The organism is Pseudomonas sp. JV241A, assembly GCF_900275665.1.
Taxonomy (GTDB): Bacteria; Pseudomonadota; Gammaproteobacteria; order Pseudomonadales; family Pseudomonadaceae; genus Aquipseudomonas; species Aquipseudomonas wadenswilerensis.
Genome location: NZ_OPYO01000016.1, coordinates 153,994 through 180,030 on the forward strand (window position 1 = coordinate 153,994; position 26,037 = coordinate 180,030).

Annotated in this window: 18 protein-coding genes; 11 read left to right on the forward strand and 7 right to left on the reverse strand. The window is 61.9% G+C overall.

The annotated features are described in order from the left end of the window. Window positions 1-6 precede the first annotated feature (6 nt). The 4 genes from JV241A_RS11040 to JV241A_RS11055 all read right to left on the reverse strand — a co-directional run bounded on the left by JV241A_RS11040 (window position 7) and on the right by JV241A_RS11055 (window position 5,110). Window positions 7-1,449, reverse strand: a complete 1,443-nt coding sequence (locus tag JV241A_RS11040; protein ID WP_134062470.1) for a cytosine permease — start codon at window positions 1,447-1,449, stop codon at window positions 7-9. A 285-nt stretch (window positions 1,450-1,734) separates the two neighbouring features. Further along, a complete protein-coding gene (locus tag JV241A_RS11045) occupies window positions 1,735-3,144 on the reverse strand; it encodes an amidase (protein WP_134062472.1) in 1,410 nt (469 codons plus the stop codon). Beyond that, on the reverse strand, window positions 3,144-3,758 hold the full coding sequence (betI, locus tag JV241A_RS11050; protein ID WP_233673457.1) for a transcriptional regulator BetI: 615 nt from the start codon (window positions 3,756-3,758) through the stop codon (window positions 3,144-3,146). Before betI ends, JV241A_RS11045 begins: the two co-directional genes overlap by 1 nt. Before the next feature lie 437 nt (window positions 3,759-4,195). Continuing rightward, complete coding sequence (locus JV241A_RS11055; RefSeq protein WP_115086461.1) at window positions 4,196-5,110, reverse strand: LysR family transcriptional regulator; 915 nt, start codon at window positions 5,108-5,110, stop codon at window positions 4,196-4,198. A 199-nt stretch (window positions 5,111-5,309) separates the two neighbouring features. Here JV241A_RS11055 and JV241A_RS11060 point away from each other — a divergent pair, with 199 nt between their 5' ends. From JV241A_RS11060 to pgm, 6 genes are all read left to right on the forward strand, one after another. Continuing rightward, window positions 5,310-6,335 (forward strand): zinc-dependent alcohol dehydrogenase family protein, encoded by a 1,026-nt coding sequence (locus JV241A_RS11060; RefSeq protein WP_115086462.1) that lies wholly within the window; start codon window positions 5,310-5,312, stop codon window positions 6,333-6,335. Window positions 6,336-6,853: 518 nt separating this feature from the next. After that, window positions 6,854-8,323: a hypothetical protein gene (locus JV241A_RS11065; protein WP_134062474.1), complete on the forward strand. Its 1,470-nt coding sequence runs from the start codon at window positions 6,854-6,856 to the stop codon at window positions 8,321-8,323. Further along, window positions 8,323-9,726 (forward strand): PLP-dependent aminotransferase family protein, encoded by a 1,404-nt coding sequence (locus tag JV241A_RS11070; RefSeq protein WP_115086465.1) that lies wholly within the window; start codon window positions 8,323-8,325, stop codon window positions 9,724-9,726. The genes JV241A_RS11065 and JV241A_RS11070 overlap by 1 nt, the downstream gene beginning before the upstream one ends. An 84-nt stretch (window positions 9,727-9,810) precedes the next feature. Next, a complete protein-coding gene (locus JV241A_RS11075) occupies window positions 9,811-11,454 on the forward strand; it encodes a VRR-NUC domain-containing protein (RefSeq protein ID WP_134062476.1) in 1,644 nt (547 codons plus the stop codon). Continuing rightward, the gene (locus JV241A_RS11080) at window positions 11,451-13,712 is read left to right on the forward strand and encodes an ATP-dependent DNA helicase (RefSeq protein WP_134062478.1); all 2,262 of its coding nucleotides are present in this window, start codon (window positions 11,451-11,453) and stop codon (window positions 13,710-13,712) included. Before JV241A_RS11075 ends, JV241A_RS11080 begins: the two co-directional genes overlap by 4 nt. A 95-nt stretch (window positions 13,713-13,807) precedes the next feature. Continuing rightward, window positions 13,808-15,445 (forward strand): phosphoglucomutase (alpha-D-glucose-1,6-bisphosphate-dependent), encoded by a 1,638-nt coding sequence (gene pgm / locus JV241A_RS11085; protein WP_134062480.1) that lies wholly within the window; start codon window positions 13,808-13,810, stop codon window positions 15,443-15,445. Between the two features lie 110 nt (window positions 15,446-15,555). Here pgm and JV241A_RS11090 read toward each other — a convergent pair whose 3' ends face one another. Then, window positions 15,556-16,254: a pirin family protein gene (locus tag JV241A_RS11090; RefSeq protein WP_115086468.1), complete on the reverse strand. Its 699-nt coding sequence runs from the start codon at window positions 16,252-16,254 to the stop codon at window positions 15,556-15,558. Between the two features lie 189 nt (window positions 16,255-16,443). Here JV241A_RS11090 and JV241A_RS11095 point away from each other — a divergent pair, with 189 nt between their 5' ends. Next, the gene (locus JV241A_RS11095) at window positions 16,444-18,954 is read left to right on the forward strand and encodes a UvrD-helicase domain-containing protein (RefSeq protein WP_134062482.1); all 2,511 of its coding nucleotides are present in this window, start codon (window positions 16,444-16,446) and stop codon (window positions 18,952-18,954) included. A gap of 118 nt (window positions 18,955-19,072) precedes the next feature. Here JV241A_RS11095 and JV241A_RS11100 read toward each other — a convergent pair whose 3' ends face one another. Together JV241A_RS11100 and ccoN are read right to left on the reverse strand one after the other, a co-directional pair. Next, window positions 19,073-19,285, reverse strand: a complete 213-nt coding sequence (locus JV241A_RS11100) for a cbb3-type cytochrome c oxidase subunit 3 (protein ID WP_233673448.1) — start codon at window positions 19,283-19,285, stop codon at window positions 19,073-19,075. An 11-nt stretch (window positions 19,286-19,296) separates the two neighbouring features. Then, window positions 19,297-20,724, reverse strand: coding sequence for a cytochrome-c oxidase, cbb3-type subunit I (gene ccoN / locus JV241A_RS11105; protein ID WP_115086470.1), 1,428 nt, complete (start codon window positions 20,722-20,724; stop codon window positions 19,297-19,299). 452 nt (window positions 20,725-21,176) lie between these two features. On the opposite strand from ccoN, the gene JV241A_RS11110 reads away from it, so the two are divergent. Genes JV241A_RS11110 through rpe form a run of 4 tightly spaced genes read left to right on the forward strand, consistent with a single transcriptional unit; the run spans window position 21,177 to window position 26,006 of the window. Beyond that, on the forward strand, window positions 21,177-22,775 hold the full coding sequence (locus JV241A_RS11110; protein WP_134062484.1) for a phosphopantetheine-binding protein: 1,599 nt from the start codon (window positions 21,177-21,179) through the stop codon (window positions 22,773-22,775). Beyond that, window positions 22,762-24,339 carry a class I adenylate-forming enzyme family protein gene (locus JV241A_RS11115; protein WP_134062486.1) on the forward strand — a complete coding sequence of 526 codons (1,578 nt, stop codon included), beginning with the start codon at window positions 22,762-22,764 and terminating at the stop codon, window positions 24,337-24,339. Before JV241A_RS11110 ends, JV241A_RS11115 begins: the two co-directional genes overlap by 14 nt. A gap of 44 nt (window positions 24,340-24,383) precedes the next feature. Continuing rightward, window positions 24,384-25,310 carry an alpha/beta hydrolase gene (locus JV241A_RS11120; RefSeq protein WP_115086473.1) on the forward strand — a complete coding sequence of 309 codons (927 nt, stop codon included), beginning with the start codon at window positions 24,384-24,386 and terminating at the stop codon, window positions 25,308-25,310. Between the two features lie 12 nt (window positions 25,311-25,322). After that, window positions 25,323-26,006, forward strand: a complete 684-nt coding sequence (gene rpe / locus JV241A_RS11125) for a ribulose-phosphate 3-epimerase (RefSeq protein ID WP_115086474.1) — start codon at window positions 25,323-25,325, stop codon at window positions 26,004-26,006. Window positions 26,007-26,037 lie beyond the last annotated feature (31 nt).

Sequence of the window (26,037 nt, forward strand, 5' to 3'; positions counted from 1 at the left end):
CGATTATCAGTGAGCAGTGCCATTTTTCAGGTTGATGTCCAAGGCTCGCACCTGAGTAAGCTCAGACTGGATATTCTGTGAGCGACAAAGCCACAGATACACCAGGGCCGAGACGGCAAGACCTATTGGCATACTGATATCAGCGCCTCCCAACTGCTCTGCGAAATAACCGGTGTACAACCCCGTATTCGAGAATGGCAGCATCACTGCGAAACCAACGATGTACGAGCCAATCCCTCTCCAGTTCCATCGCCCATAAATACCGTTTGGGTTGAATATTTCGCTGATCGAATATTTACCGTGCCGAACAGCGTAGAAATCAACCAGGTTAATCGCCGTCCAGGGCGTGAAGAGATAAAGCAGTACCGCAAGGAAGTCGCCAAACTCCTTAACGAAATTTTCATCGGCCACGTAGGCCAGCAGCATAGCCGAGCTACCGACCACAACCATTGCCAGAATTCTTTTAAGCAGCGTAGAGGTTTGCGTTTTGATCGTATCGATGATGCTTAAAAGCGTGATTGAAGCACCGTAGAAATTCTGAGCCGCACTGGTAATCAAAATGAGCACGGAAATCACCACGAGCGTTTTGCCGAAGCCAGAAAACACCATGTCCCCAACCATGATTAAGCCAGCTGCAAGGTTTTGACCAGGGCTCAGCGCCGCAGCGGCTGCACCAATTAGCATCATCCAAACACCCCCGATCATCGCGCCGAGATACGTCCACCAGAACGAGGCGCGAACACTGACATCCGCTGGTAAATAACGGGAATAATCAGAGACGTAGATTGCCCAGCTCAGTTGATAAGCGGCGGCCACGAAGAATTGGGCAAGGAACGCATTCAAGTTGAAGTCACTTAATGCCAGTTGCCCGCCGGGCACGTCCATAAAAACGACAAGCCCGATCGTCAATGCCAGCATCATCGCGACCATTACGAAAGCTAGCCCGCGCTGAATCTTATGGAAAGAGTTGTAGCCAACGATAGCCATGAAAATTGCCAGCAACGAAAAAACCATTGCCGAACCTGTTTCAGATACCCCTATTAACTCATGCAGCGTTTGTCCCACCAATAACTGGTTGAATGCGTTATATCCAATGTATGTAACGATCGCGACCAAGTACACTAACAAAGCGCCCAGATAGCCGAACTGGGGGCGGGACTGAATGAGCTGCGGCAATCCCATCTGGGGTCCTTGAGTGGAATGGCCCGCCATGAAGAGTGTACCGAAGGCGCATCCGAGCACGATGGCGATGGCGGACCAGATGAGGTTTGCCCCCATCCCGATACCAATGATCCCGACAGCGAGCGTAGTCAGCTGTGCGCCACCACAAAACCAAATGGGCCACAGATGCCATGCTTTACCGTGTCGCTCCGAGAGTGGAACATGATCGATGGAGCGTACTTCAAAACTGAGTCGTCCAGCTGATGGGGCGTTTTCTTTGGCTAACATGATTACAGTACCTGTTTTTTTTGTGTAGTACAGTTGTTAGGCAGAAAAGTAAATTAGTGGATCTCATCTCAGGCTGCAGGCATTAGCTTCACTGCCACACTGTGAATTCCATTAGTAATATTCTATGCGTTGTGCTGCCAGCGCCCACTAGTTGACTTGTATGCAGAGTTACACACGGATAGAGCGACGACTATCTACCGGCTGAATCTGTGCGGATCACCTTTGGAAAGATCTGATTTATAGCGTTAAAGGTCTCCTATGAAATGGCTTCTCGCAAACCGCACCCTAAAGCGTTGATCCAAAGCTTTTTTCGATTTCGGCCGCAAGCCTCAAGATGGTTTCCTCATCCCCGTACTGGCCAATGATTTGCAACCCGATGGGAATGCCATTGCGCATCACTCCAACCGGAATGCTGATTGCCGGTTGTCCCGTGAGGTTGAAAATCTCGGTGAAGGGCGAAAATGCGTACGCATTGTCGTACCAAACTTGTAATTCCTGCTCTTTTGCCGCAGTGAAACCACCGATAAGAGGGGGCGCTAGAGCAACAGTTGGCGTGATGAGGACATCAATGTCGCGGAACAACCCCGCCATGTTTCGGGACATGCGGTTTTGGACAGCTCTCGCGTTGTGGACATCCAGTGCCGAGCGCGCCTTCGATTGCTCGTACATGGCGTAGGTAACCCATTCAACGTCATTTTTCTCCAAGGGTCGCCCGAGATCCAAAGAGCGCTGGGTCATGAGCGCTTCAATCTCAAGCTGCCAGAACACAGCTGCTGCATCGCCAGCGCCGGTGATATCTGGCCATTTGAAGTCCTGGAGTCGATGACCATCCGCCCCCAGAAAATCGATCACTGCCAAGACAGCACTGTGGATGGAGTCATCAATTTCCGATCCATCAGGTCTTGTGGTAGTGAAGGCGATCTTGAGTGGCGCCGATTTCGCTTGAAGGCTCTCAAGCCAGGAGTTTGGGCCGCAGGGGGCAGCATATGGGGCACCGGCTTCATAGCCCGCCAGCACGTCTAACATGAGCGCAGTGTCACGAACCGTCCGGGTGAGCACATGCTCACAATCCAACCCCCCGACAAATTCTCCGACATGAGGTCCTACTGGGTTGCGGCCACGAGAGGGCTTCAATCCCACCACTCCGCAGACTGAAGCCGGTACTCGGATCGATCCACCACAATCAGTGCCATGTGCAATCGGCACCATCCCGGCGGCAACCGCACAGGCCGACCCGCCACTTGACCCACCTGAAGCGTACTGTGGATTTCGCGGATTTCGGCAGGGGCCGAAATATTCCGGTTCGGTTACGAAATCTCCAGCGAATTCGGGGGTTTTCGTTTTCCCAAGAATGACGGCGCCGGCCTGGCGCAAGCGTCTAACAAATTCGCTATCGATTGTTGCAGGAGGAGCGTCTTTGTACAGACGCGACCCATGCTGGGTGGGAAAACCGCAGACATCGATATTGGTGTCTTTAATCAAGACAGGAAGACCGGCCAACGCACCGACTTTGCGCTGCTGTGCCGATTTGCGAGCGCCCTCGGCATCGACTGAAACCAACGCTCCGAGTTCTGGATCCTGCGATTCAATTTCAGAGATCGCCAAATCCACAAGTTCTGAGGAGGTGACCTGGCCCGAGCCAATTAATTGAACAAGGCTAACCGCATCATTGTTTTTGTATTCATCGCGAGTCATTACTGCACCTTCAGATTGTACCCAAGCAAATTGTTGAGAAACTCGTATGAAAGCTGCCGAGATTCGTTGAGGGTTACCTCGGTTGGATCAACAGCGGCCCGTAGCCAGATGCCATCGATAAAAACCGCGATCATCCTTGCCTTGGATCGAGCCGCAGCAGGGGCCATCGTCTTGGCCAGGGCATGGAACAAAAGCGAGTGGCTTCGCCGAGCCACGATATTTTGAATGCGTTGAAATTGGGCGTGTTGTGGCACCTGAGCCCAGAACGCCAGCCAGGCTGCGACGTTTTCGCGGGTGAGATTCAGCGCACTGACGTTACCGAGTACAAAGGCCTGGACGCGCTCATCGGGCGTGCGAGCTTCGCGTAAGTGATTGAATATCTCGGCGTTAATTCGCTTGTTCAGTTCGCGCAAGGTGGCTTCAAGTAGTGCATTTTTGTCAGAAAAGTAGTGGTGCACTATCCCGTTCGACATCCCGGAGCGGGCACTGACCTGAGCCATACTCGTTCCTGCGAGCCCCTGTTCACCGATCAAGCTCAGCGTTGCTTCAACCAGCTGCTTTTTTCGGATTTCCTGCATTCCTACCTTTGGCATGGCCTGGTCCTTTTTTTTCATTGGTCGCTCAATGAAAAAAAATTAGCATCACCTTTCCGGGTGGATCAAGAAAAAAAAGGCCCACCAGACCAAACAGCATGGTGATGACGGTTACGCCATTGTGAATGTCGTTTTTACGAATCCGTTGGGGATGGGTGGGAAGATCACCCCATGCAACAGAGAGCAGCAGGCCTTCGCCAGGCCTTGCTTGCGCAGCTTCGGTGATTGATCCAAGTGGTTTACTGTTGAGCTATCGCTGGCTTTCCAGGGAACTCTGCGCAATCCATCGGACAAATGTTGTCAAAGGCTTAATAACGCTCATCGCGTTCAGGAACGCTGGCGCTAGCCGTTAGGTTGCCCGACTCATGTGTCGGAGCTGGTTGCCTTTGTCCGAGCGCCCCAAGCAGCGGAACGTGCAAGAAGGGAGAGCGCTCGAAGGACAGCCTGCGCGACGACGCCTAGAGACTTTCAGGATCGCCGAAGAACATCTGAATCCGCGACCGCAACCAGCGCTCCCCGGGATCATTATCCTGCGACCCGCGCCAGGCCATGTGCAGCTCGAAGGTCTGCACCTCCAGCGGCGGATCCTCGGCGCGCAGGCCGCCGGCGGCGGTCAGGACTTCGGCGGTGTAGTCGGGCACGGTGGCGATGATGTCGGTGCCGGTCAGCAGGCTGCCCAGGCCGTTGAATTGCGGTACGGCCAGGACCACATGGCGCTTGCGCCCGACCTTTTCCAGGATCTCGTCCATGAACCCGCCCAGGTCGCCGGCAAACGATACCAGCGCGTGGGGGCGGGCGCAGAAGTCGTCCAGGCTCAGGCTCCCCGGCATGCTGTCGGCCCGCAGCACCTTGGGTTTGCTGCGCCGCAGCACCTTGCGCTTGGCGTTGGCCGGCAGGTCGTTGGTCCAGCTCACGCCCACGGAGATTTCCCCCGAGGCCAGCAGCGCCGGCATCAGCAGGTAGTTGACCCGGCGCACCACCAGGACGATGCCCGGGGCTTCGGCGCGCACGCGCTTGAGCAATTGCGGCAGCAGGGCGAATTCGGCGTCGTCCGACAGGCCGATGCGAAACACCGCGGTGCTGGTGGCTGGATCGAAGTCGGCAGCGCGGCTGACCGCGGTGGAGATCGAATCCAGCGCTGGCGAGAGCAGGGCGAAGATCTCCACCGCCCGCGCCGACGGTTCCATGCTGCGCCCGGTACGCACGAACAACGGGTCGTCGAACAGGTTGCGCAGGCGCGACAGGGCGGCGCTGATGGCCGGCTGGCCAAGAAACAGTTTCTCCGCCGCACGGGTCACGCTACGCTCGTGCATCAGGGTCTCGAAGACGATCAGCAGGTTCAGGTCGACGCGACGCAAGTCGTTACGGTTCATCGGCTCGGCTTCACAAGGCGGTTGGGGCAGGGGTGAATCTTACGGGTAAAGGCTGGTACCCTGCACCGCATAAATTGATGGAGGCTTCATTACCATCAATCAATGACAGGCATGTTGACTATTAATGGCCACTGATGGTCTAACCATCAAAGCCCGGATAGAGTTCAGGGCATTAGAGGTTCAATTGGCGAGGTTTGCGATGTCCCGCATGATCCGTTTCCACAAGTTCGGCCCGGCCGAGGTGCTCAAGATCGAAGAGCAGGCCCAGGCGCAACCGGCGGCTGGCGAGGTGCAGATTCGCGTTGAAGCGATCGGCATCAGCTGGTACGACGTGCTCTGGCGGCAGAACCTGGCACCGTCACAGGCACGCCTGCCTGCCGGTATCGGACACGAGATGGCGGGCGTGGTCACGGCCGTGGGCGAGGGTGTCGACGATCTTGCAGTCGGTGACAAGGTCGCCAGCTTCCCGGCCAGCAGTGCCAATGAGCACCCGGTCTACGGTGAAGTCATCGTCATGCCGCGCAACGCCCTGACCCGTTACCCGGAGATTCTTTCGCCGGTCGAGGCCAGCGTGCACTACACGCCGCTGCTGATCGCCTATTTCGCCTTCGTCGACCTGGCGCGGGCCAAGGCCGGGCAAACGGCGCTGATCACCGATGCCAGCCATTGCGCCGGCCCCGCCTTCGTGCAGCTGGGTAAAGCCCTGGGCCTGAAGGTCATTGCCGCGACCAAAGAGGCCGATCAGCGCGACTACCTGATCAAGCTCGGCGCCGACCGGGTGATCGTCACCGAAGAGCAGGACCTGCTCATGCAGATCAACAAGTACACCGACAACCGTGGTGTCGACATGGTCCTCGACGGCCTCGGCGGCCCGCAAATGGCCCTGCTCGGTGATGCCCTGGCGCCGCGTGGCAGCCTGGTGCTGTATGGCCTGCAAGGCGGCAACCAAACGCCGTTCCCGGCCTGCGCGGCGTTCCAGAAGAACATCCAGTTCTTCGTCCATTGCATCGGCAACTTCACCGGCAAGCCGGAGCTGGGTATCAGCCAGGACCAGGTGGCGCTGCAGCGTGCCTTGCGTGATATCAACCAGTTCACCGCCGACAAGCTGCTGACCCCGCTGATCATCAAGACCTATCCGTTCGAGAAGGTGGTCGAGGCGCACCGCTACATGGACGAATGCCCTTGCGGCGGCAGGCTGGTACTGGACCTGTCGCTGCCGGCGTAACGCCCGGTCAAATAAGCCACAGCCGCCAAGCCCGAGCATTGACTCGGGCTTTTTTGTGGGTATTTCCCAGGCCTGTTTAGGATGTTTCCGGGGTAACTTTTCCCGATGCGTCCGGCATGCTTGCGCTATGTTTGTGCAATAGGAAAAACAAGAACTGCCTGTCTGATTGGCGACTTTATGTTGGTCGAACCTGAATGGTTTTTTTACCCTGATCTGTATCTTTTATTCGCTGGGCAACGCCCGATAATAGTTCGTCAACTGTCGTCTCACGGAGCGAGGCAAGATGGGTCGTAAGCCAGGGGTTAAAGGTGTCGTGCTGCCAGGCTGGAGGAGGGAAGGACGATGATCAGCAAAAGCTTCTGAAGTGGTTTTTCGTAGGAAGTTGTAGGAAGTTTCTTAGGATTAACTCTGTTTGTCCTTACTTTGCTGATTGAAAGTTCTTCAAAGGAATATTTTTCTTTCAGGTGGCCGTTTCTGAATATCGGGTACGCGTTATGAGCAGCATTCACGACCAAGCCATGCAATACATTTATCAGCAAGTCCTGCAACGCTTGCTGGATCACTTGTCACAAGCCCAAAAGGCGTCCTTGCAGTTGCTGATACAGCGCTTGATAGTCGCCGCCGGCGGTATCGAACGCATCAACGGTTTCAAGTTGATGTTCGCCCATGATGGTAGCCAGAACGCCAGCCATGCACTGGCTTGCTTGCGGGCGGCACAACTGAGCATCGCCGCCCGTACGCCGGGCACTTTTCAGCTGCGTGTCGCGGTGGTGCGCCAGCCCGGCATGAGCACCACGGCGCTGAGCAACCTCGAATACGGGTTTTCCGCATTGTTCCTGCATGATGATCCGCGCGTTGAACTGCTGATGCTCGATGACCAGCAGTTGCTGCCTTTCGACAGCCGTCACAGCCCTTCGCCGAACCAGCAACAAGCCGAGCGTCACGAGCTGCTGTTGTTCGGTCACTTGCTGGCCGGATTGCCGCGCGCCGGCTTTGGCAGCCATGGCTACCTGCGCCTGGCCGATCTGTGCCGCCAGGCGCTGGGCTGGCGCGGCGGCGTCGATGCGATCATCAGTGCCCAGCCGCTGCCTGAGCGCAGGCGTTACCTGGCCTGGAGCCGCAGGGCCCTGCGTGAGGAGGACCTGTTCAGCATCCGGCCAATTCACAGCTGCGCCGCCTCGCTGTGCGACGGGCTGAGCGAACTGCGCCGGCGCTACCTTGAGCAGTTGTACGGGCAGGTGCAAGGCGTCAGCTCAACGCCGATCGGCGATTACTGCGCGCCGGCGATGCGTTTCATCACCATCGATGACCTGGTACACGACCCCGAGGTCCCCCATGACGAGCGCCTGAACCGCTTTCTGGGTTGTCGCTTTGACGAGCAGTACTTCGCCTGCGACCGCTCGGGCACGGCAAACCCGCTGTTGCTGGCACATTTGCGCGGGCTGCACGCGCAGTTCATCGAAAACAGTGACTACCGTGAGGGCGTTGATGCCCACCTGCGTCAGGCGCGCCAGCAGATGCAGCGCAAGGGGCTGCCACGGGCCCTGCAAAATCGCGTGCTGGGGCGCTGGCAGAATGCCGAGCAGTTGCAGCAGCGGCGCACCCAGGCGGATGAATTTGCCTTGCAGGCCTATGGCCTGAGCGAAGCGCAGCTGGTGTGCCAGCTGTTTGCGCCGTTCGTCTCCCGCGGCATGCGCCTGGAAATCTTTCTGCGCCGCTGTCATCCGGGCATGCTGGTGGCCTTGCCCTATCTGCACAAGGCATTGCAGCAATTGCCGGCCCCCGAGCCTGTGGTGCAGTGGATGGTCGATATCAGCGGCCTGAGCCTGCCGCTGCTGCAGATGCTGTACCAGCGAGAGCCGCAAATCTGTGCCCGGCCACGCTCGTTGCTGGCGCGAATCCAGGGCCGCGGGGCGGATCTGCGACACCTGCGCCTGCCGCCCACGGCGTGGTCGTGGCTCATGGCCGAGCAGCCTGGCTGGCGCTGATGAAAACCTCGGACAATGGCGAGTTCGCCTATCGGGCGGTGTATCGCTACCTGGTCGAATTGATTGAGCAGATGGCACCGGGTAGCTACAGCAGGTTGCCGTCGTTGCGCGACCTGGCCCAGCGCCTGGATGTGTCGATTTCCACGGTGCAGTACGCCTATTCGTTGCTAGAGCACGAGGGACGGGTGCAGCCGGTGCCCAAGTCGGGCTATTTCGCCAAAGTGCCCAATTCGGACATTCAGCCACGCAGTGGCGGTGATTTGCTTCAGGACCTGCAGCAGCATGGCAACTCACCGCGGATGCTGGTGCTCAGTGGCAGCCAGGCGCAAGCCTTGCAATCGCTTGAATCCGCTCTGTTGGGCATCGAGCGTCAATTGCTGCGTCAGTATCCGCGCCTGGCTGGTGCGCCGCAGCCCTGTGGCGAGCTGGAGCTGCGCACCGCGCTGGCAGCACGTTACACCCGTTCGGCGCAGTTGTACTGGAGTGCCGAGGACGTCTACCTGGCGCTGGATGTGCGCTCGCTGCTGGAAACCACCCTGGCGGCCCTGGAGCTGCACAACAGCGCGGTACTGGTGACCACGCCCTGTTCCTGGCGGTTGTTGCGAGTGTTCCAGGCCGCGCGCATACGGGTCATCGAGCTGCCCCTGGGGCCTGAGGGCGGGCTGGACCTGGAGCGTTTCGCCCGGCTGTTGCGCGACGAGCCGGTGCGTCTGGCCATGCTGGCTTCACGCTTGAGCGTGCCGCACGGCAGCCTGATGCCCGAAGCCGATCGGCAGGCCGTGGCACGGCTGCTTGATCAGCATGGGGTGTGGCTGCTGGAGAACGACCTGGATGCCGAGCTGTGCTATCGGCCAGCCGCTGCAGGCTACCTGCGCGAGCTGGTCGACCCGCAGCGGTTGCTGGTGTTTTCATCGCTGGAGCGCAGTGTCGGTGCCGAGGCGCCGTATGCCTATCTGCTGTCCCGGCAATGGCAGGGCTCCCTGCACCGGCACTTCCTGCTGCGCGGTTTTCGCCTGCCGCCATTGCGCCAGCAAGCGGTGGCACGTTTGTTCAACAAGGGGCGCATCGATCTGCACCTGGAGCAACTGCGCCAGCGTCTGCACGAGCGTTTGAGCCACCTGTACCGGCAAATGCAACTGCACCTGGGCAGCCAGCTCGATTTCCGGATGCCGGCCGGGGGCGCCTGTATCTGGGCGCGGGTGCGGGCACCGGTGGATACCCGGCCATTGTTCCACCGCTTGTTGCAACAAGGCCTAGTGATCGCTCCGGGGGAACTGTTCAGCTTGTCTGGCGACTTCCGCCAGCACCTGCGCCTGGGCTGTCCGGCAGGGCCCCAGGGCGACCTGCAATATGGCCTGAGTGTGCTCAGCGACGAACTGCAGCGCATGCAGAGCGCCTCCTAAACGATCAGCGGTCGCGAGCAGGCTTGCCAAGTAAAGCGATCTGTATGTATAACCAGTGTTTCAGCCCTCTGCCCGTAGCCTGCTGTGATCGCCCATTCCGTCGACGACCCGTTCTATTACCTGCACAACTTCCAGCAAGTGCTCGACTGGATCGAGCTGCGCTATGCCGACCTGCTCGACGATCAGGAGCAGGCCTTCATCAGCCGGTTCCGTCAGCAGCCGCAGGCCGCCCGGGCCTTGCTGGTGCGCATGGTGATGCGCAAGGGCCTGCTGTTTCGCCCAAGCAAGCTCGACTACGCCGAAATCGGCTCGACGCCGGCAGCGCTGGCGCCATTGCTGGCCGAGGGCTGGGTGGTCGATGACAGCCCGCTGAGCCTTGAGCAACTGTTCCAGCTGTTGCGCAAGGACGAGCTGGCCAGCGGCTTTGCCGACCAGCTCGAGCGGCCACGGGCGGCCAAGGGTGAACTGCTGGCCCAGTTGCAGTCGCGCGAGCTGCAACCGCGGCCGTTGCAGGAATGGCTGCCGGGCTTCGCCGAACCGATCATCGAACTGCGCCTGCAGGCCTTGTGCGACCGCCTGCGCCTGCTGTTTTTCGGCAACCTGTACCAGGACTGGTCGGAGTTCGTGCTGGCCGACCTTGGTTTGCTGCGCTACGAACAAGTGGCCTTCAGCGACGACTCGCGGGCCTTGCGCAAGCGCAGCGATATCGATGTGGCGCTGGCCTTGCACCAGTGCGCCGAGCTGCTGGAGCAGGGCGTGGCCCTTGAGCAGGTGGTCGAACACATCGAGTGCCTGGACAGCGACAACCCCTGGTTGCTGCGCCGACGCTCACGGCTGCTGTATCAGCTCGGCCAGCACAGCGAGCGCCTGGCCGACTGGCAACTGGCCTTGCGCATCTACCCGCGTAGCCAGCATCCGCAGGCGCGCATCCGTCATGTGCGGGTGCTGGAGCGTAGCGAGCAGTGGTCGGCGGCGTTCGAGCTGGCCTCACAGATTGCCCGGCAACCGGCCAATGGCCTTGAGGTCCAGGCCCTGGCGCGGATGTTGCCGCGTTTGCAGCGCAAGCTGGGCGGGCCGCCGCAGCCACGGCGAGCCAAGCCGCAGGTCTGCCTGGTCGAGCTGCAGTTGCCGGCCGAACTGGCCGCCCTGGGTGTCGAGCAGGCCGTGCAGTTGCACCTGGGGCAGGGCGGCGGGCAGGTGCATTATGTCGAGAACAGCCTGTTCAACAGCTTGTTCGGCCTGTTGTGCTGGGAGGCGATATTCGCGCCGTTGCCCGGCGCGTTTTTCCACCCGTTCCAGAGCGCACCGCAGGATCTGCATGACGCCGAGTTTCATGGCCGGCGCAGCGCGCTGTTCGCCCGGTGCCTGGGGCAACTGGACGACGGCAGCTACCGGCAGACCATCCGCCGCCACTTCATCAGCAAGCAGGGGCTGCAGTCGCCTTTCGTTTATTGGCAGGTGCTCAGCGAAGAGCTGCTTGAACAAGCCCTGGCCTGCCTGCCAGCAGCGCACCTGAAAAGCTGCTTCGAGCGCCTGCTCGAAGACATCCAGGCCAACCGTTCGGGCATGCCCGACCTGATCCAGTTCTGGCCCGAGCAGCAGCGCTACCGCATGATCGAGGTCAAGGGCCCGGGCGACCGCCTGCAGGACAGCCAGCTGCGCTGGATCGAGTTCTGCGCCGGGCACGGCCTGCCGGTGGAAGTCTGCCACGTGCAATGGGCACCATGAGCTACAGTGTGGCGGTGCGGGCGCTGTGCGAATTCAGCGCCAAGGTCGGCGATCTCGACCTGCGTTTCACCCCGTCGCCCACGGCCCAGGAGGGCATCAGCGGGCACCGTCGGGTGGTGGCCGGGCGCGGCCAGGGCTATGAGGCCGAAGTCAGTCTCGAAGGCCAGTATGCGGCATTGCAGGTGCGCGGCCGCGCCGACGGTTACGACCCGCAGCTCAACCGTCTCGAAGAAATCAAGACCTACCGTGGCGACCTGGCGCGCCAGCCCGACAACCACCGCCAGCTGCACTGGGCCCAGGCCCGGGTTTACGGCTGGTTGCTGTGCCAGCAGCGCCAGTTGCCGGCGCTGCGCCTGGCGCTGGTCTACCTGAATGTCGACAGCGATGAACAGACCCTGGTCGAGGAGCAGCGCAGCGCCCAGGAGCTCGAGCAGTTTTTCAATGCCCAATGCGCGATCTTCCTGCACTGGGCCGAGCAGCAGTTGCAGCGCCAGGCCTTGCGCAATGAGGGCTTGCAGGCCCTGGCATTCCCCCACGGGCAGTTTCGCCACGGACAGCGCGAACTGGCCGAAACCGTGTACAAGTCGGTCAGCACCGGCCGCTGCCTGATGGCCCAGGCCACCACCGGCATCGGCAAGACCCTCGGCACCTTGTTCCCGCTGCTCAAGGCCATGGTCCCGCAGCAACTGGACAAGATTCTCTTCCTCACCGCCAAGACCCCCGGCCGCGCCCTGGGACTTGAGGCGCTGCAGCAGGTGATGGCCAGCGGCACCCAGCCCGCGCTGCGCAGCCTGGAACTGGTGGCGCGCGACAAAGCCTGTGAATACCCCGGTACCGCCTGTCATGGCGATGCCTGTCCGCTGGCCAAGGGCTTTTACGACCGCCTGCCAGCGGCGCGCCAGGCGGCGCACGCCGTGGCGGTGCTGGACAAAGCGGCCCTGCGCGAGGTGGCCCTGGCCCATCAGGTCTGCCCGTATTACCTGGGCCAGGAGATGGCTCGTTGGGTCGACGTGCTGGTGGCCGACTACAACTACTACTTCGACCAGAGCGCCTTGCTGTTCGGCCTGGCGCAGGTCAACCAGTGGCGCCTGGCGCTGTTGGTGGACGAGGCGCACAACCTGGTCGAACGGGCCCGACAGATGTACAGCGCCAGCCTCGACCAAGGCCAGCTGCTGGCCCTGCGCAAACTGAAACCCGCGGGGCTGAGCAACGCCCTGGACCGCCTCAACCGTCAATGGAATGCCCTGCACAAGGAACAGCTGACGCCTTACCGAGTGGTCGACGGCCTGCCTGAAGCCTTGCTCAAAGCCTTGCAGCAGTGCGTCGGGGTGATCCAGGAGCAACTCAACCAGACGCCGAGCGGTATTGATCCGGCGGTGTTGCAGTTCTTCTTTCAGGCGCTGCAGTTCACCCGCGTCAGCGAGTTGTTCGACGAACACTTTCTGTTCGATATCAGCAAGCGCCCGGGCCCGGGCAAACGCGCCTTGTCGACCCTGTGCCTGCGCAATGTGGTGCCCGCAGCGCTGATCGGCCCGCGACTGGCGGCGGCGCGCAGTGCCACGCTGTTTTCCGCCACCCTCAGTCCGCGCCACTACTACGCCGACCTGCTCGGCATGCCGCCCGACTGCGCCTGGCTCGAGGTCGCCTCACCCTTTGCCGCCGAGCAATTGCAGGTGCAGGTGATTAGCAGCGTCTCGACCCGTTACCAGCACCGGGAAGCGTCGCTGGCGCCGATCGTCGAGCTGATTGCCGGGCAGTATGGCCGCGCACCGGGCAATTACCTGGCGTTTTTCAGCAGTTTTGAATACCTGCAGCAGGTCTCGACCCTGTTGGCCGCGCGTTATCCGGCCATCCGCCAATGGAGCCAGGCACCGGGCATGGATGAGTTGCAGCGCCAGGGCTTTCTCGAACGTTTTGCTCCCGAGGGCCAGGGCGTCGGTTTCGCTGTGCTGGGCGGCGCCTTTGCCGAAGGCGTCGACTTGCCGGGTACGCGCCTGATCGGCGCCTTTGTCGCCACCCTCGGGCTGCCCCAGGTCAACCCGGTCAATGAACAGATCAAGCAGCGCATGGCCCGGCTGTTCAGCGCCGGGTTCGACTACACCTACCTGTATCCCGGGGTGCAGAAGGTCATCCAGGCTGCGGGCCGGGTGATCCGTGGCACCGAAGACCGCGGCACAGTGCTGCTGATTGATGACCGCTTCGCCGAAGCCCGGGTACAGCGCATGTTTCCGGCCTGGTGGGCGCCGCAGCAGAAATAATCGCGGCCTTGGGGATAGCCACGGTCGCTTGCTGGTCAAAGTGCCAGTAAACTGCGTGTTTTTATCACCCTGAACATCCTTTCTTGAGGTTTTGCATGAAGCTCAGTCCTTTGGCGGGCAAACCGGCCCCAGCCTCCGTGCTGGTGGATATCCCGCAACTGTTGACCGCCTATTACACCGGCCAGCCCGATGCCAGCGTCGCAACCCAGCGCGTTGCGTTCGGCACCTCCGGGCACCGTGGCAGCTCCCTGGACCTGAGCTTCAACGAAAACCACGTGCTGGCGATCAGTCAGGCGATCTGCCTGTACCGTCAGGCCAAGGGTATCGACGGCCCGTTGTTCATCGGCGCCGACACCCATGCGCTGTCGACCCCGGCAGCGGCCAGCGCCCTGCAGGTGCTGGCCGCCAATGGCGTCGAGGTAATGCTGTCCAAGGATGACGAGTACACCCCGACCCCGGCGGTGTCCCACGCCATCATCTGTTACAACCGCGGCCGCAGCAGCGGCCTGGCCGACGGTATCGTCATCACCCCGTCGCACAACCCGCCGCAAAGCGGTGGCTTCAAGTACAACCCGCCCAATGGCGGCCCGGCCGACAGCGATATCACCAAGTGGATCGAGGCCAAGGCCAACGACCTTCTGGCCGCGGGGCTGGAAGGCGTCAAGCGCATCTCCCATGAACAGGCGCTGGCAGCCAGCACCACCCATCGTCATGACTATGTCGCCAGCTATGTCGCCGATCTGGAAAACGTCATCGATTTCGACGTGATCCGCAGCGCCAACCTGCGCCTGGGCGTCGACCCGCTGGGTGGGGCAGGGGTGCGCTACTGGTCGGCGATTGCCGAGCACTACAAGCTGAACCTGGAAGTGGTCAACACCGAGGTCGATCCGACCTTCCGCTTCATGTGCGTCGACTGGGACGGACAGATCCGCATGGACCCGTCTTCGCCGTATGCCATGCAGGGCCTGATCGGCCTGCGCGAGCGCTTCGACGTGGCCTTCGCCTGCGACCCGGACCACGACCGCCACGGCATCGTTACCCAGAACGGCCTGCTGGCCCCGAACAACTACCTGGCGGTGGCCATCGACTACCTGTTCCAGCACCGTCCGCAGTGGCGCAACGACGCCGCAGTGGGCAAGACTGTGGTCAGCAGCGGCCTGATTGACCGCGTCACCGCGCGTCTGGGGCGTCGCCTGTTTGAGGTGCCGGTGGGCTTCAAGTTCTTCGCCGACGGCCTGTTCGATGGCTCCCTCGGCTTTGGTGGCGAGGAGAGTGCCGGTGCCTCGTTCCTGCGCAAGGACGGCAGTGTCTGGACCACCGACAAGGACGGCCTGATCCCGGCGCTGCTGGCGGCAGAAATCACCGCCCGTACCGGCCGCGACCCGAGCCAGGCCTACGCCGAGCTCACCGCCAAGCTGGGTGAGCCGTTCGCCACCCGCGTCGAGGCCAAGGCCAACCCGCAGCAAAAGGCCCTGCTGAGCAAGCTGGCGCCCGAGCAGGTCAAGTCGACGATGCTGGCCGGCGAGCCGATCGAGCAGATTCTCAGCCATGCACCGGGCAACAACCAGGCCATTGGCGGCCTCAAGGTGATGACTGCCAACGGCTGGTTCGCCGCGCGGCCGTCGGGTACCGAGGATATCTACAAGATCTACGCCGAGAGCTTCATCGATGAAGCGCATTTGCAGCGCCTGGTGGCTGAAGCCCAGGAACTGGTGGATGCGGCGATTGCCTGACCGCTAACAGCATCGCTGGCAAGCCAGCTCCCACAGGTGTTGCAAATATCTGAGAGATATTACCTGACCTGTGGGAGCTGGTCTTGCCAGCGATGGGCCGCATAGCGGCCCTAGGCTACATCGACCAGCACAATCTCACTGTCCTGCACCGCCATCACCCTGAGCACCTGCTCATCCTCGATCGCCACGCCGTCACGGGCTTCGGCGCGCACACCGTTGACTTCAACCAGGCCCTTGGCCGGCACCAGATAGCCACGGCGCCCCGCCTCGAAGCGGTATTCGGCGGTCTCCCCAGCCTGCAAGGTCGCCGCCAGCAGACGAGCATCGGCGCGGATCTGCAAGGCCTGCTCATCGCCCTCACGGCCACTGGCCAGGGTCACGAAGCCTTCGCCGCGCTCGCCTTTGGGGAACGGCCGGGTACCCCAGGACGGCGGCTGGCCAACGCGCTCAGGGATGATCCAGATCTGGAAAATCCGCGTATCGACCTTCTCCAGGTTGTACTCGCTGTGGGTGATGCCGGTACCGGCACTCATCACTTGCACGTCACCGGCCTCGGTACGGCCCTTGTTGCCAAGGTTGTCCTGGTGGCTGATGGCGCCTTCACGCACATAGGTGATGATTTCCATGTCGCGGTGCGGGTGCGGCGGGAAGCCACTGCCGGCGGCGATCAGGTCGTCGTTCCAGACCCGCAGGTTGCCCCAGTGCATGCGCGCCGGGTTGTGGTATTCGGCGAACGAGAAGTGGTGATGGGCGTCGAGCCAACCATGGTTGGCATGGCCAAGGCTCTTGAACGGGCGCAGTTGCAGCATGTTGGCTGTCCTCGAAAGGGAGTGGATGGGGCAGATGATCCATCAAATAATGATCGAAAATAAGCGTAAATTTCGGCTGATTATCATCAGATTTGTCGATATATAGAGCTACGGTGATTTGTGCGCTTCATCGCCTAATTCACTGATCTGCAAGCAATCGGCTGGTGATTTTTGCCCGATGGAGCGAACATGGCCGCTGGTTTTTATTCTGTTGGAGTCGGTGTGTCTGAAGAGCGTCCCAAGCTACCCCTGGAGTTGATTGCGCCTGCGCAGTTGCCGTGGCTGCGTCGCCTCACCGCGCGCCTGCTCGGGCGCAGCCTGAGCCGCTTGCAGGCGCAGCATCGCGATTCCTGGTTCCAGGGCCATGCCAGCGGTCAGCGCACCGGTCACGCCGATGGCCTGCGCGAAGGCTACGAAGAAGGACGGATCGACGGCTACGAGGCCGGGCGCCAGGTCCTGGTGATCCGCGACACTCGCCCCGACGGCCATGGCGTTCCCGGGCTGGACGACGCCCTGTTCGACGACTGGCGCCTGCCGCTGAGCGCCGAGCTCAAAAAGCGTTTCAAGGCCGACGTCGCCCAGCGCCTGCCGGCCCATGCCCAGCCAAGCGCGGCGCAGTGGAAGATGATCTTCAGCGACACGCCGTCGACCTGCGTGATCGCCGGTGCCGGTGCCGGCAAGTCCACCTCGCTGGTGCTGCGCATCCTGTTGCTGCGCCATTACCTGGGCTACGAGCTGGACGCCATGACCGTGGTGACCTTCACCCGCGAATCGCGCAAGGACTTCATCAGCCGCCTGCTGCAGGTGTTTGCCTTGTGGCAGCTCGACCTCAGCCAGGTTCAGGCCCGCGAGCTGGTGCGCACTTTCCATTCACGCATCCTGCCGCTGGTGCGCAGCCTGCCGGGTTTCAGCCAGGTGCGCGCGTTCGAGACCCTGGGCAGCGAAATGCCCGGCGGCAGTGAAGCCAACGCCGAGAGCAACCCGTTCGACCTGCGCATCAACGACGCCCAGCGCCAGCAGCTCAACCTCTGCTACCGCGACCTGCTGGGCAGCAGCCCGCGCTTTGCCGAGCTGATTGCCAGCCTGCGCCGCGAAGCCCTGCAGCTCAAGGCGCTGGACCGCGATCACCCCGATGTGCAAAAACGCGTGGCGGTGACCCAGCTGTCTGCCAGCCGCGACGAAGAGCTCTGCGACACGATCGAAGACCTGTGGTTTGCCGCGGGCGCCTGGCCGATCAAGGGCATCGAGCCGAGCCGCGAAACGGTCGAGATCAACGGCAGCCGTTTTCACTTCCACGGCCATATCGCCGAGCTGGACGCGTACGTGGTGCTCGGCTTCGACCCCAAGGAAAACCAGCAATACAAGCGCCCAGGGGCCAAGCTGCCGGTGTGGGCGGAGTGGGTGATAAAGCGCACCCTGTTTCAAGCTTTCTGCGATAAGCCTGTGATTTGGCTAGAAAATTACTCCGCTGCCAAGCGCCTGACTTCCTCCCTGGCGGGTGATGCCGTGGCCGGCCCCGGCTTCGATTACAAGGTCAAGGGCGAGCTGGCCGCCGCGCCGCTGCTGGATGCCTTTGTCGGCGCCGCCGGCTTTATCGAGAACCTCGGGCTTGAGGTCAACAAGGCGGTCGGCGCCATGAGCTTCCCGGCGGGTGACAGCGATGCGCTGTTCTTCGAAGCCCTGGGCCTGTACTGGAAAGCCCTGGAAGCGCACCTGCTGGGCCAGTCGCCACCGATCATGAGCTACAACCGCATGTTCGCCCTGTTCGGCGAAAACAATCCGGAGAACCTGCAGCTGTTGCCCGACCCGCTGCTGCGCCCGCTCGCGCACCTGATGATCGACGAGTTCCAGGATGTATCACCGCAGATCGTTTCCTGGCTGCGCGCCTGCCTGCGCGAGATCCGCCGCCGTGGCCCGGCCATGCAGGTCGGGCGGGTGGCGCAGCATTCATCGTTGCTGTGCGTGGGCGACGACTGGCAGTCGATCTACGGCTGGCGCGGCAGTTCGCCCAAGTACTTCATGGAGTTCGCCAAGGAGTTCCCGGCGCCGAGCAGCACCCGGGTGATGCTCGCCGACAACTACCGCAGCCACCAGCACATCATCGATGCCGCCGAGCACATCGTGAAGTCGGCGCCGGCCATCAGCGGCAAGAAGGCCAGGGCCTGTGGCCCGGCGGCCGAGACACCGCTGCCGGTCAAGGTGCTCGAGCGCGACGAGGCCAGTCTCGCCGAGACCCTGCTTGAGCACTACCGCAACGGCGAGTCGGTGATGCTGCTGTACCGCAAGAGCAGCGACAAGGCGGCGATTGCCGACCATTTGCAGGCATTGGTCAACCACGAGGCCGGGTTGCCGGCGGCACAACGGCGCCTGCGCCAGCTGACTTATCACAGCGCCAAGGGGCTACAGGCCGATGCGGTGTTCATGCTCGGCGATTGTCAGCACCTGACCAACTCACCCTACAAGAACCAGGTGTATCGCCAGGCAGGTCTAGGCCGCAACGGCGATGCCCAGGCGTTCGACAACGCGCAGAAGGATGAAGTGTTGCGTCTGGCTTACGTCGCCATTACCCGGGCGGCGAAGCATTGTTACTGGTATGTCGAGAAGCCGACGGCAGAGGCGGCCAACCTGCCACGGGCGTCGAGCCAGGTGGATGGGCGCAAGGTGTTCTTCGAGGATGGGCGGGAAATGGCCAGCAGCTGATTCCGGCGCTGCCTGGATTACGACCGCTGCGCGCTCGATCGCTGGCAAGGCCAGCTCCCACAGGTTGTGCAGACACAGATCCAATGTGGGAGCTGGCTTGCCAGCGATGAGGCGTGAATCAGGCCTTCAGTGCCGCATCCGGCGCCACCGCCGGCACCGGCTTGCCGGTGGCGGCCTCGACGCGACGCGCTACTGCCGGGTCGTCGGCGAAGGGGATCAGGCTGGCCTGATCGTCCACTTCGCCGGTGTGCCGCTGCAGGCAGGCGCTGGTGACCAGGTAGAAGAACAGTACGCCGCTCAGGCAGTAAAGCGCATACAACCAGTCATCCATGTCCGTGCCTCCTAGGCCAGGCTGGCGTTGTTCAGCGCCAGTCTTTCATCGGCCACCCGCACGGTGCGCCAGGTGTTATAGGCCATCAGCAGCATGCCGCTCAAGAAGCACACGCCACCGACAAAGCGCACGATAAAGCCCGGATGGCTGGCCACCAGTGCTTCGACGAACGAGTAGGTGAGGGTGCCGTCGTCGTTGGTGGCGCGCCACATCAGGCCCTGGGCGATACCGTTGACCCACATCGAGGCGATGTACAGCACGGTGCCGATGGTCGCCAGCCAGAAGTGCAGGTTGATCAGGCCGACGCTGTACATCTGCTCGCGGCCAAACACTTTCGGGATCATGTGGTACAGCGAGCCGAAGGTGATCATCGCCACCCAGCCCAGGGCGCCGGCGTGGACGTGGCCGATGGTCCAGTCGGTGTAGTGCGACAGGGCGTTGACGGTCTTGATCGCCATCATCGGCCCTTCGAAGGTCGACATGCCGTAGAACGCCAGCGACAGCACCAGAAAGCGCAGGATCGGGTCGCTGCGCAGCTTATGCCAGGCGCCGGAGAGGGTCATCATGCCGTTGATCATGCCGCCCCAGCTTGGCGCCAGGAGGATCAGCGACATGGCCATGCCCAGCGATTGTGCCCAGTCGGGCAGGGCGGTGTAGTGCAGGTGGTGCGGGCCGGCCCAGATGTACAGGGTGATCAGCGCCCAGAAGTGCACGATCGACAGGCGATAGCTGTACACCGGCCGGCCCACTTGCTTGGGCACGAAGTAGTACATCATCCCCAGGAAACCCGTGGTCAGGAAGAAGCCCACGGCGTTGTGGCCGTACCACCATTGCACCATGGCGTCAGTGGCACCGGAGTACACCGGGTACGACTTGAACCAGCTCACCGGAATAGACAGGTGGTTGACCACGTGAAGCATGGCGATCACCACGATGAAGGCACCGAAGAACCAGTTGCCGACGTAGATATGCTTGGCCTTGCGGCGCATCAGGGTGGCGAAGAAGACGATCCCATAGGCGACCCAGACGATGGCCATCCACACCGCGCCGGTAAATTCGATCTCGGCGTATTCCTTGGTGGTGGTCAAGCCCAGGGGCAGGCTCACCAGCATGATCACGATGGTCGCCTGCCAGCCCCAGAAGGTGAAGGCGGCGAGCTTGTCGCTGAACAGCCGCACCTGGCAGGTACGCTGCACGGCGTAATAGCTGGCGGCAAATTGCGCGCTACCGGCAAAGCCGAAGATCACCAGGCTGGTGTGCAAGGGGCGCAGGCGACCGAACGAGGTCCACGGCAGGTCGAGGTTAAGCTCGGGCCAGACCAGTTGCGAGGCGATCCAGACGCCCATGGCCATGCCGACGATACCCCAGACCACCGTCATGATGACGAATTGCCGGACCACCTTGTAGTTATAGGCCTGCGCCTGTTGATGTGTGCTCATGGCTAGTTTCCACAGTTCCTGTATGGCTCGCCCTGCCGTGGGGCAGGGGCACAGGCGCAGACTCTAGGAAGCTGCCGGCATACAAAACAGACTCAGAAACCAGCGTTAACACCGGATCAGATTAAACCCCCGTATTCATTGGCTGATACAGCACCTGTTATGGGCATGGTGTGGCGATTTACCTCTGTTCTGCATTGATCGTGCCGGCAAAAGCGTGTCGCTGTGTCGCACACAAAACCCCGTGGAATTATCTTGACATCACCTTAAACGCGGCCGCAGAATTTCACAAACTTTGCGCGCAAAGTTTTGTGCCGGGCGACAGCACGAGCCCGGCAGTGGTGCGCAACCAACCTTGACGCCATCCCGCTATACGCCCCCCGTGACGGTGCTCTCAAGCCGGGACGGGGTACGCGCGCAGCGGCGGCACACTATAAGAACGAAGGGAGCAACAGATGAAGCTTTCCAAGGAACTGGTCCTCCAGGCAAAAGCGACGTTCGGGACACCGACCTACCTCTACGATGAAGCCGTGCTGCGCAGCAGTTTCAACGAGTTGCGCGATGCATTGCCGGACTGCGTGGACATCTTCTATGCACTGAAGGTCAACCCGAACCTGTCCCTGGTGAAACTGATCCGCTCTTATGGCGGTAACACCGAAGTGTGTTCGCTGGGCGAACTGGAAATTGCCCTCAAGGCCGGCGTCGATCCCCAGGACATCATTTTCCTCGGCCCTTACAAGAAGCCCGAAGAACATCGGCGAGCCCTGGAAGTCGGGGTGTTTGCCATCGTCGTCGAGTCCGAGACCGAACTGCGTAAACTCTCGGCCCTGGCGGGCGAACTGAACTGCGTGGCGCCGGTGGCAATCCGCATCAACCCGAACTTCTCCGCCTCCGGCTCGCCGTGGAAGATGGGCGGGCGGCCGACCCACTTCGGTATCGAAGAAGACACCGCAGTGGCCAACTTCGGCGACTACGCCGCCCTGGCGAACCTGAAGATCAAGGGCATCCACGTCTATAACGGCACCAAGATCCTCGACGCCCAGTCGGTATACGACAACGCCAAGTACATCCTTGGGCTGTACCGCAGCCTGACCCGGCGCTACAACCTGGACATGACCATGGTCGATGTCGGTGGCGGCCTGGGCATCAAGTACTACGAGAACGAGAGCGAGCTCGACACCCGCCACCTCAAGCAACTGCTGGCGCCGCTGTTCGAAGCCTTCAACCAGCAGTTCCCGCAGACCCGCATCATTGTCGAATCCGGGCGCTTCGTCGCCGGCAAGTGCGGCGCCATGCTGGTGACGGTCGACAACATCAAGGAAAACCACGGCAAGACCTTTGCCGTCACCGATGGCGGCACCAACTGCCATGGCGCCGCCGCAGGCAGTGGCCAGGTGCTCAAGCGCAACTTCCGCATTGTGCATGCCACCGGCAGCACCGGCGCACCGCTGCGCGAGTACCATATCTCCGGGCCGCTCTGTAGTCCCGACGACCTGCTGGCCCGTGACCTGCAGATCGAAACCCTGCACGAAGGCGACATCCTCGCCGTCACCGCCTCCGGCGCCTACGGCCCGTCTGCCTCGCCAACCCTGTTCCACAGCCATGGCCACCCGGCCGAGGTGATCGTCAGCAACGGTCAGTTGTTCCTCGCCCGCGCCCGGCAAACCGCCCTGGACATCCGCGACAGCCATGCCGACGTGCCGCTGGCGGCCATGCTCGCTGGCGCACCGGCGGTTGCCGAACCAACGCCGATCGCCCAGGCCGCCACCCAGCGCCAGCTCGGCGAGATCCTGCGGGTGGTGCTCAAGCTGCCGGAGAACACCGTGATCAGTGCCGATTCGCACCTGCGCGATGACCTGGGCCTGGACTCGCTGACCTCCATGGAGCTGCTGGTCAACCTCGAAGACGACATCGAAGGCTTCTTCGTCAACCCCGACACCATCGCTCCGGGCCACTTCAATACCGTGGCGACCCTGGCCGGTTATATCGATGCCCATCGTCAACCGGCGGCTGTGCGTCGGGCACGTCTCGAGGTGCAGCATGAAGGCGTCTGACGTCCTTTTGCAGCACGTGCTGGACGGCCCCAACGGCTTGCACCCGGACAAGGCGGCGGTCATCTACGCCGATGAAACCTATACCTATGCGCAGCTTGACGAAGCCAGTGGGCGCCTGGCCGCCGGCCTGCAGGTCAATGGCCTGCAACGCCAGGAGCGGGTGGTGGTGTGCCTGGGCAACCGGGTAGAAACCGTCTGTGCCTTCTGGGGTGTGCTCAGGGCTGGCGGGGTGATGGTCAACGTCGGCCTGGAAACGCCGGCCGACAGCCTCGATTACATCATTCGCGATGCCGAAGCCTCGGTGCTGATCACCACCTCGGAGAAATTCGCCAGCCTGCCCGCCAGCACCGCCGAGCTGAGTTACCTCAAAGCCATCGTGCTGCTCGACGGCGAAGCCGACTCACCCGATACCCTCACGGTCGAAAGCCTGCTAGGGCAGGGCGCCGGTGTGCCGCTGCCGTGTGGCAACCTCGACCTGGACCTGGCGGCGATCATCTATACCTCCGGCTCCACCGGCGCGCCCAAGGGCGTGATGCTCACCCACCGCAACATGCTCGCGGCGCTCAATTCGCTGCACACCTACCTGGGTTACCAGGCCAGCGACAATGTGCTGTGCTCGCTGCCGCTGTCGTTCGACTACGGCCTTTACCAGATGATCATGGCCCTGAGCACCGGTGCCACCCTGGTGCTGGAGAAGGAGTTCACCTGGCCAATCTTCCTGATCAAGAAGATTCGCCAGTACCAGATCACCGTGATCCCGTTCGTGCCGACCATGCTCATGCTCCTGCACGAGTATGCGCACAAGCGCGAGGCGACCTTCCCCCAGGTGCGCATGGTGACCAACACCGGCGCGGCATTGAAGCCGACCCACATCGCGCAGATGAAGGGCCTGTTCCCCCAGGCGCTGATCTTCTCGATGTACGGCCTGACCGAGTGCAAGCGCTGCACCTACCTGCCACCGGAAGACATCGACGACAAGCCCGGCAGTGTCGGCATCGCCATCCCCAACACCGAACTGTGGCTGGTGGACGACGAGGGCAGGCGCATCAATCAGCCCCACCAGGTCGGCCAGCTGGTGATTCGCGGCGCCACGGTCATGGCCGGTTACTGGCGCAACCCCCAGGCCACGGCGCAGAAGCTCAAGCCAGGCCCGTACCCGGGGGAAAGCGTGCTCTACACCGGCGACTATTGCAGCCTCGATCAGGATGGCTACCTGTACTTCCAGGGACGCATGGACCATGTGATCAAGTCGCGCGGGATGAAGGTCAGCCCCAGCGAGGTCGAGAGCTTCCTCTACGCCATCGATGGCGTCGAAGCGGCGGCTGTGGTCGGTATCGAACATGCATCGGTCGGCGAGGGGCTATGGGCATTCGTGACCTTGGGCCAAGGTGTGACCCTGAGCGTGGAACAGTTGCTCGAACGTTGCCGACAGGGCCTTGAGGCACACAAGGTACCCCTGTCGATCAGCGTTGAAGGCAACTTGCCGCGCACCGCCAACGGCAAGTTCGACCTGCGGCAACTGCAGCAGACGGCGCGTGCTGCGCAACTGGCCCTGGCCGGTTGAGCGGCGCCTTTCATGGGTGATTCAGTCATACAGGATGTACGGATATGAGTCTGGGCAACAGAGGTCGCGATCAATCGTTGGACGTCAACGGCAACCATTTCGCTTTGCGCATCTGGGGCAATGAAAGCGGCCACCCGGTGCTCGCCGTGCATGGCTGGCTGGACAACGCGGCATCGTTCGAGCGGATCGCGCCGCTGCTCGAGGAATGCTTCGTGGTGGCCCCGGACCTGGCCGGCCATGGGCGTTCCGAGCATCGCCGCGGTGACAGCGGCTACTACCTGTGGGAGCACGCCGACGACATGAACGCCCTGGTCGAAAGCCTGGGCTGGAAGCGCTTTTCGGTGTTGGGCCACTCCATGGGTACCGGCGTGGCGTCGATTCTGGCGGCGATGAACAAGTCGATCGATTGCATGGTGTTCATCGATGGAATGGGCGCGCCTTTTACCATCGCCGAGGAAGACACCGTCGAGCACCTGAAAAAGTCCCAGCGCCTGCTGCGCCTGGCCTTGCGCACCCGCCTGCATGGTTTTTCGGCGCCGCAGACGGCGCAGTTCGCAAGCCTTGAAGCGGCAATCAGCGAGCGGCGCAACAGCATCGACGGCGCCCTCTGCGCCGAGGGCGCGCGACTGTTGGCCATGCGCGATCTGCTCAGCGTCGGCGACGGTTACCGCTGGCGCCATGACCCGCGCCTGGTGCTGCCCGAAGCCATGCCACTGACCGAGCGCCAGGCCTGCGATTTCCTGCGCCAGATCACATGCCCGCTGCACCTGCTGCTCGGGCGCCAGGGGCTGTTTGCCGGTACCCCGTTCGATAAACGAAAAAACGCCTTGCCCTGGGCCACCCAGGTGCACTGGCACGATGGCGGTCATCATTTTCACCTGGAGGAGCCCACCACGGCGTTGATCGAGCAGATCAACGCCGCGCTGCTTCAACGTGAAGCGGGGCCGCGGCAACGATTAGTCAATGAGTAATGGAGTACACCCGTGAAAGAGTTCTGGATTGCACCGTCGATTCTGGCAGCCGATTTTGCCCGCCTTGGCGCTGAAGCCGAGCAGGTACTGGCCGCCGGTGCCGATGTCATCCATATCGATGTGATGGATAACCACTATGTGCCCAACCTGACCATGGGGCCGCAGTTCTGCAAGGCACTGCGCAGCCACGGGATTACCGCGCCGATCGATGTGCACCTGATGGTCACCCCGGTGGACGCGATGATCCAGGCCTTCGCCGAGGCCGGCGCCGACTATATCTCGATCCATCCCGAGGCCACCCTGCACCTGGACCGCTCGCTGCAGCTGATCAAGGACCTGGGGTGCAAGGCGGGCCTGGTGTTCAACCCGGCCAGTACCCTGGACGCCGCGAAATACGTGCTCGACAAGCTCGACCTGATCCTGCTGATGTCGGTCAATCCGGGCTTTGGCGGGCAGAAGTTCATCCCTTCGGTATTGCCCAAGATTGCCGCAGCGCGCAAGCTGATCGACGACAGTGGCCGGGCGATCCGTCTGGAGGTGGACGGCGGCGTCAACCTAGAAACCATCGGCCAGGTGGCTGCCGCCGGGGCCGACATGTTCGTCGCCGGAACAGCGATTTTTGCCCAGAGCGATTATCGCGCTACCATCGAGGCCTTGCGCCGCGAGATTGCCCACGCTTTGCCCAACCGCCACTGATAGGCGGTCTTTCCAACGATTCTCGCGAATC

Coding starts and splice junctions, on each gene's coding strand:
- betI (WP_233673457.1), bottom strand. CDS start 3,758: ATGAAAAAAAAGGACCAGGCCATGCCAAAGGTAGGAATGCAGGAAATC.
- JV241A_RS11080 (WP_134062478.1), top strand. CDS start 11,451: ATGAGCTACAGTGTGGCGGTGCGGGCGCTGTGCGAATTCAGCGCCAAG.
- JV241A_RS11065 (WP_134062474.1), top strand. CDS start 6,854: ATGCAATACATTTATCAGCAAGTCCTGCAACGCTTGCTGGATCACTTG.
- pgm (WP_134062480.1), top strand. CDS start 13,808: ATGAAGCTCAGTCCTTTGGCGGGCAAACCGGCCCCAGCCTCCGTGCTG.
- JV241A_RS11110 (WP_134062484.1), top strand. CDS start 21,177: ATGAAGCTTTCCAAGGAACTGGTCCTCCAGGCAAAAGCGACGTTCGGG.
- JV241A_RS11095 (WP_134062482.1), top strand. CDS start 16,444: ATGGCCGCTGGTTTTTATTCTGTTGGAGTCGGTGTGTCTGAAGAGCGT.
- JV241A_RS11040 (WP_134062470.1), bottom strand. CDS start 1,449: ATGTTAGCCAAAGAAAACGCCCCATCAGCTGGACGACTCAGTTTTGAA.
- ccoN (WP_115086470.1), bottom strand. CDS start 20,724: ATGAGCACACATCAACAGGCGCAGGCCTATAACTACAAGGTGGTCCGG.
- JV241A_RS11100 (WP_233673448.1), bottom strand. CDS start 19,285: ATGGATGACTGGTTGTATGCGCTTTACTGCCTGAGCGGCGTACTGTTC.
- JV241A_RS11055 (WP_115086461.1), bottom strand. CDS start 5,110: ATGAACCGTAACGACTTGCGTCGCGTCGACCTGAACCTGCTGATCGTC.
- JV241A_RS11115 (WP_134062486.1), top strand. CDS start 22,762: ATGAAGGCGTCTGACGTCCTTTTGCAGCACGTGCTGGACGGCCCCAAC.
- JV241A_RS11045 (WP_134062472.1), bottom strand. CDS start 3,144: ATGACTCGCGATGAATACAAAAACAATGATGCGGTTAGCCTTGTTCAA.
- JV241A_RS11070 (WP_115086465.1), top strand. CDS start 8,323: ATGAAAACCTCGGACAATGGCGAGTTCGCCTATCGGGCGGTGTATCGC.
- JV241A_RS11060 (WP_115086462.1), top strand. CDS start 5,310: ATGTCCCGCATGATCCGTTTCCACAAGTTCGGCCCGGCCGAGGTGCTC.
- JV241A_RS11090 (WP_115086468.1), bottom strand. CDS start 16,254: ATGCTGCAACTGCGCCCGTTCAAGAGCCTTGGCCATGCCAACCATGGT.
- JV241A_RS11120 (WP_115086473.1), top strand. CDS start 24,384: ATGAGTCTGGGCAACAGAGGTCGCGATCAATCGTTGGACGTCAACGGC.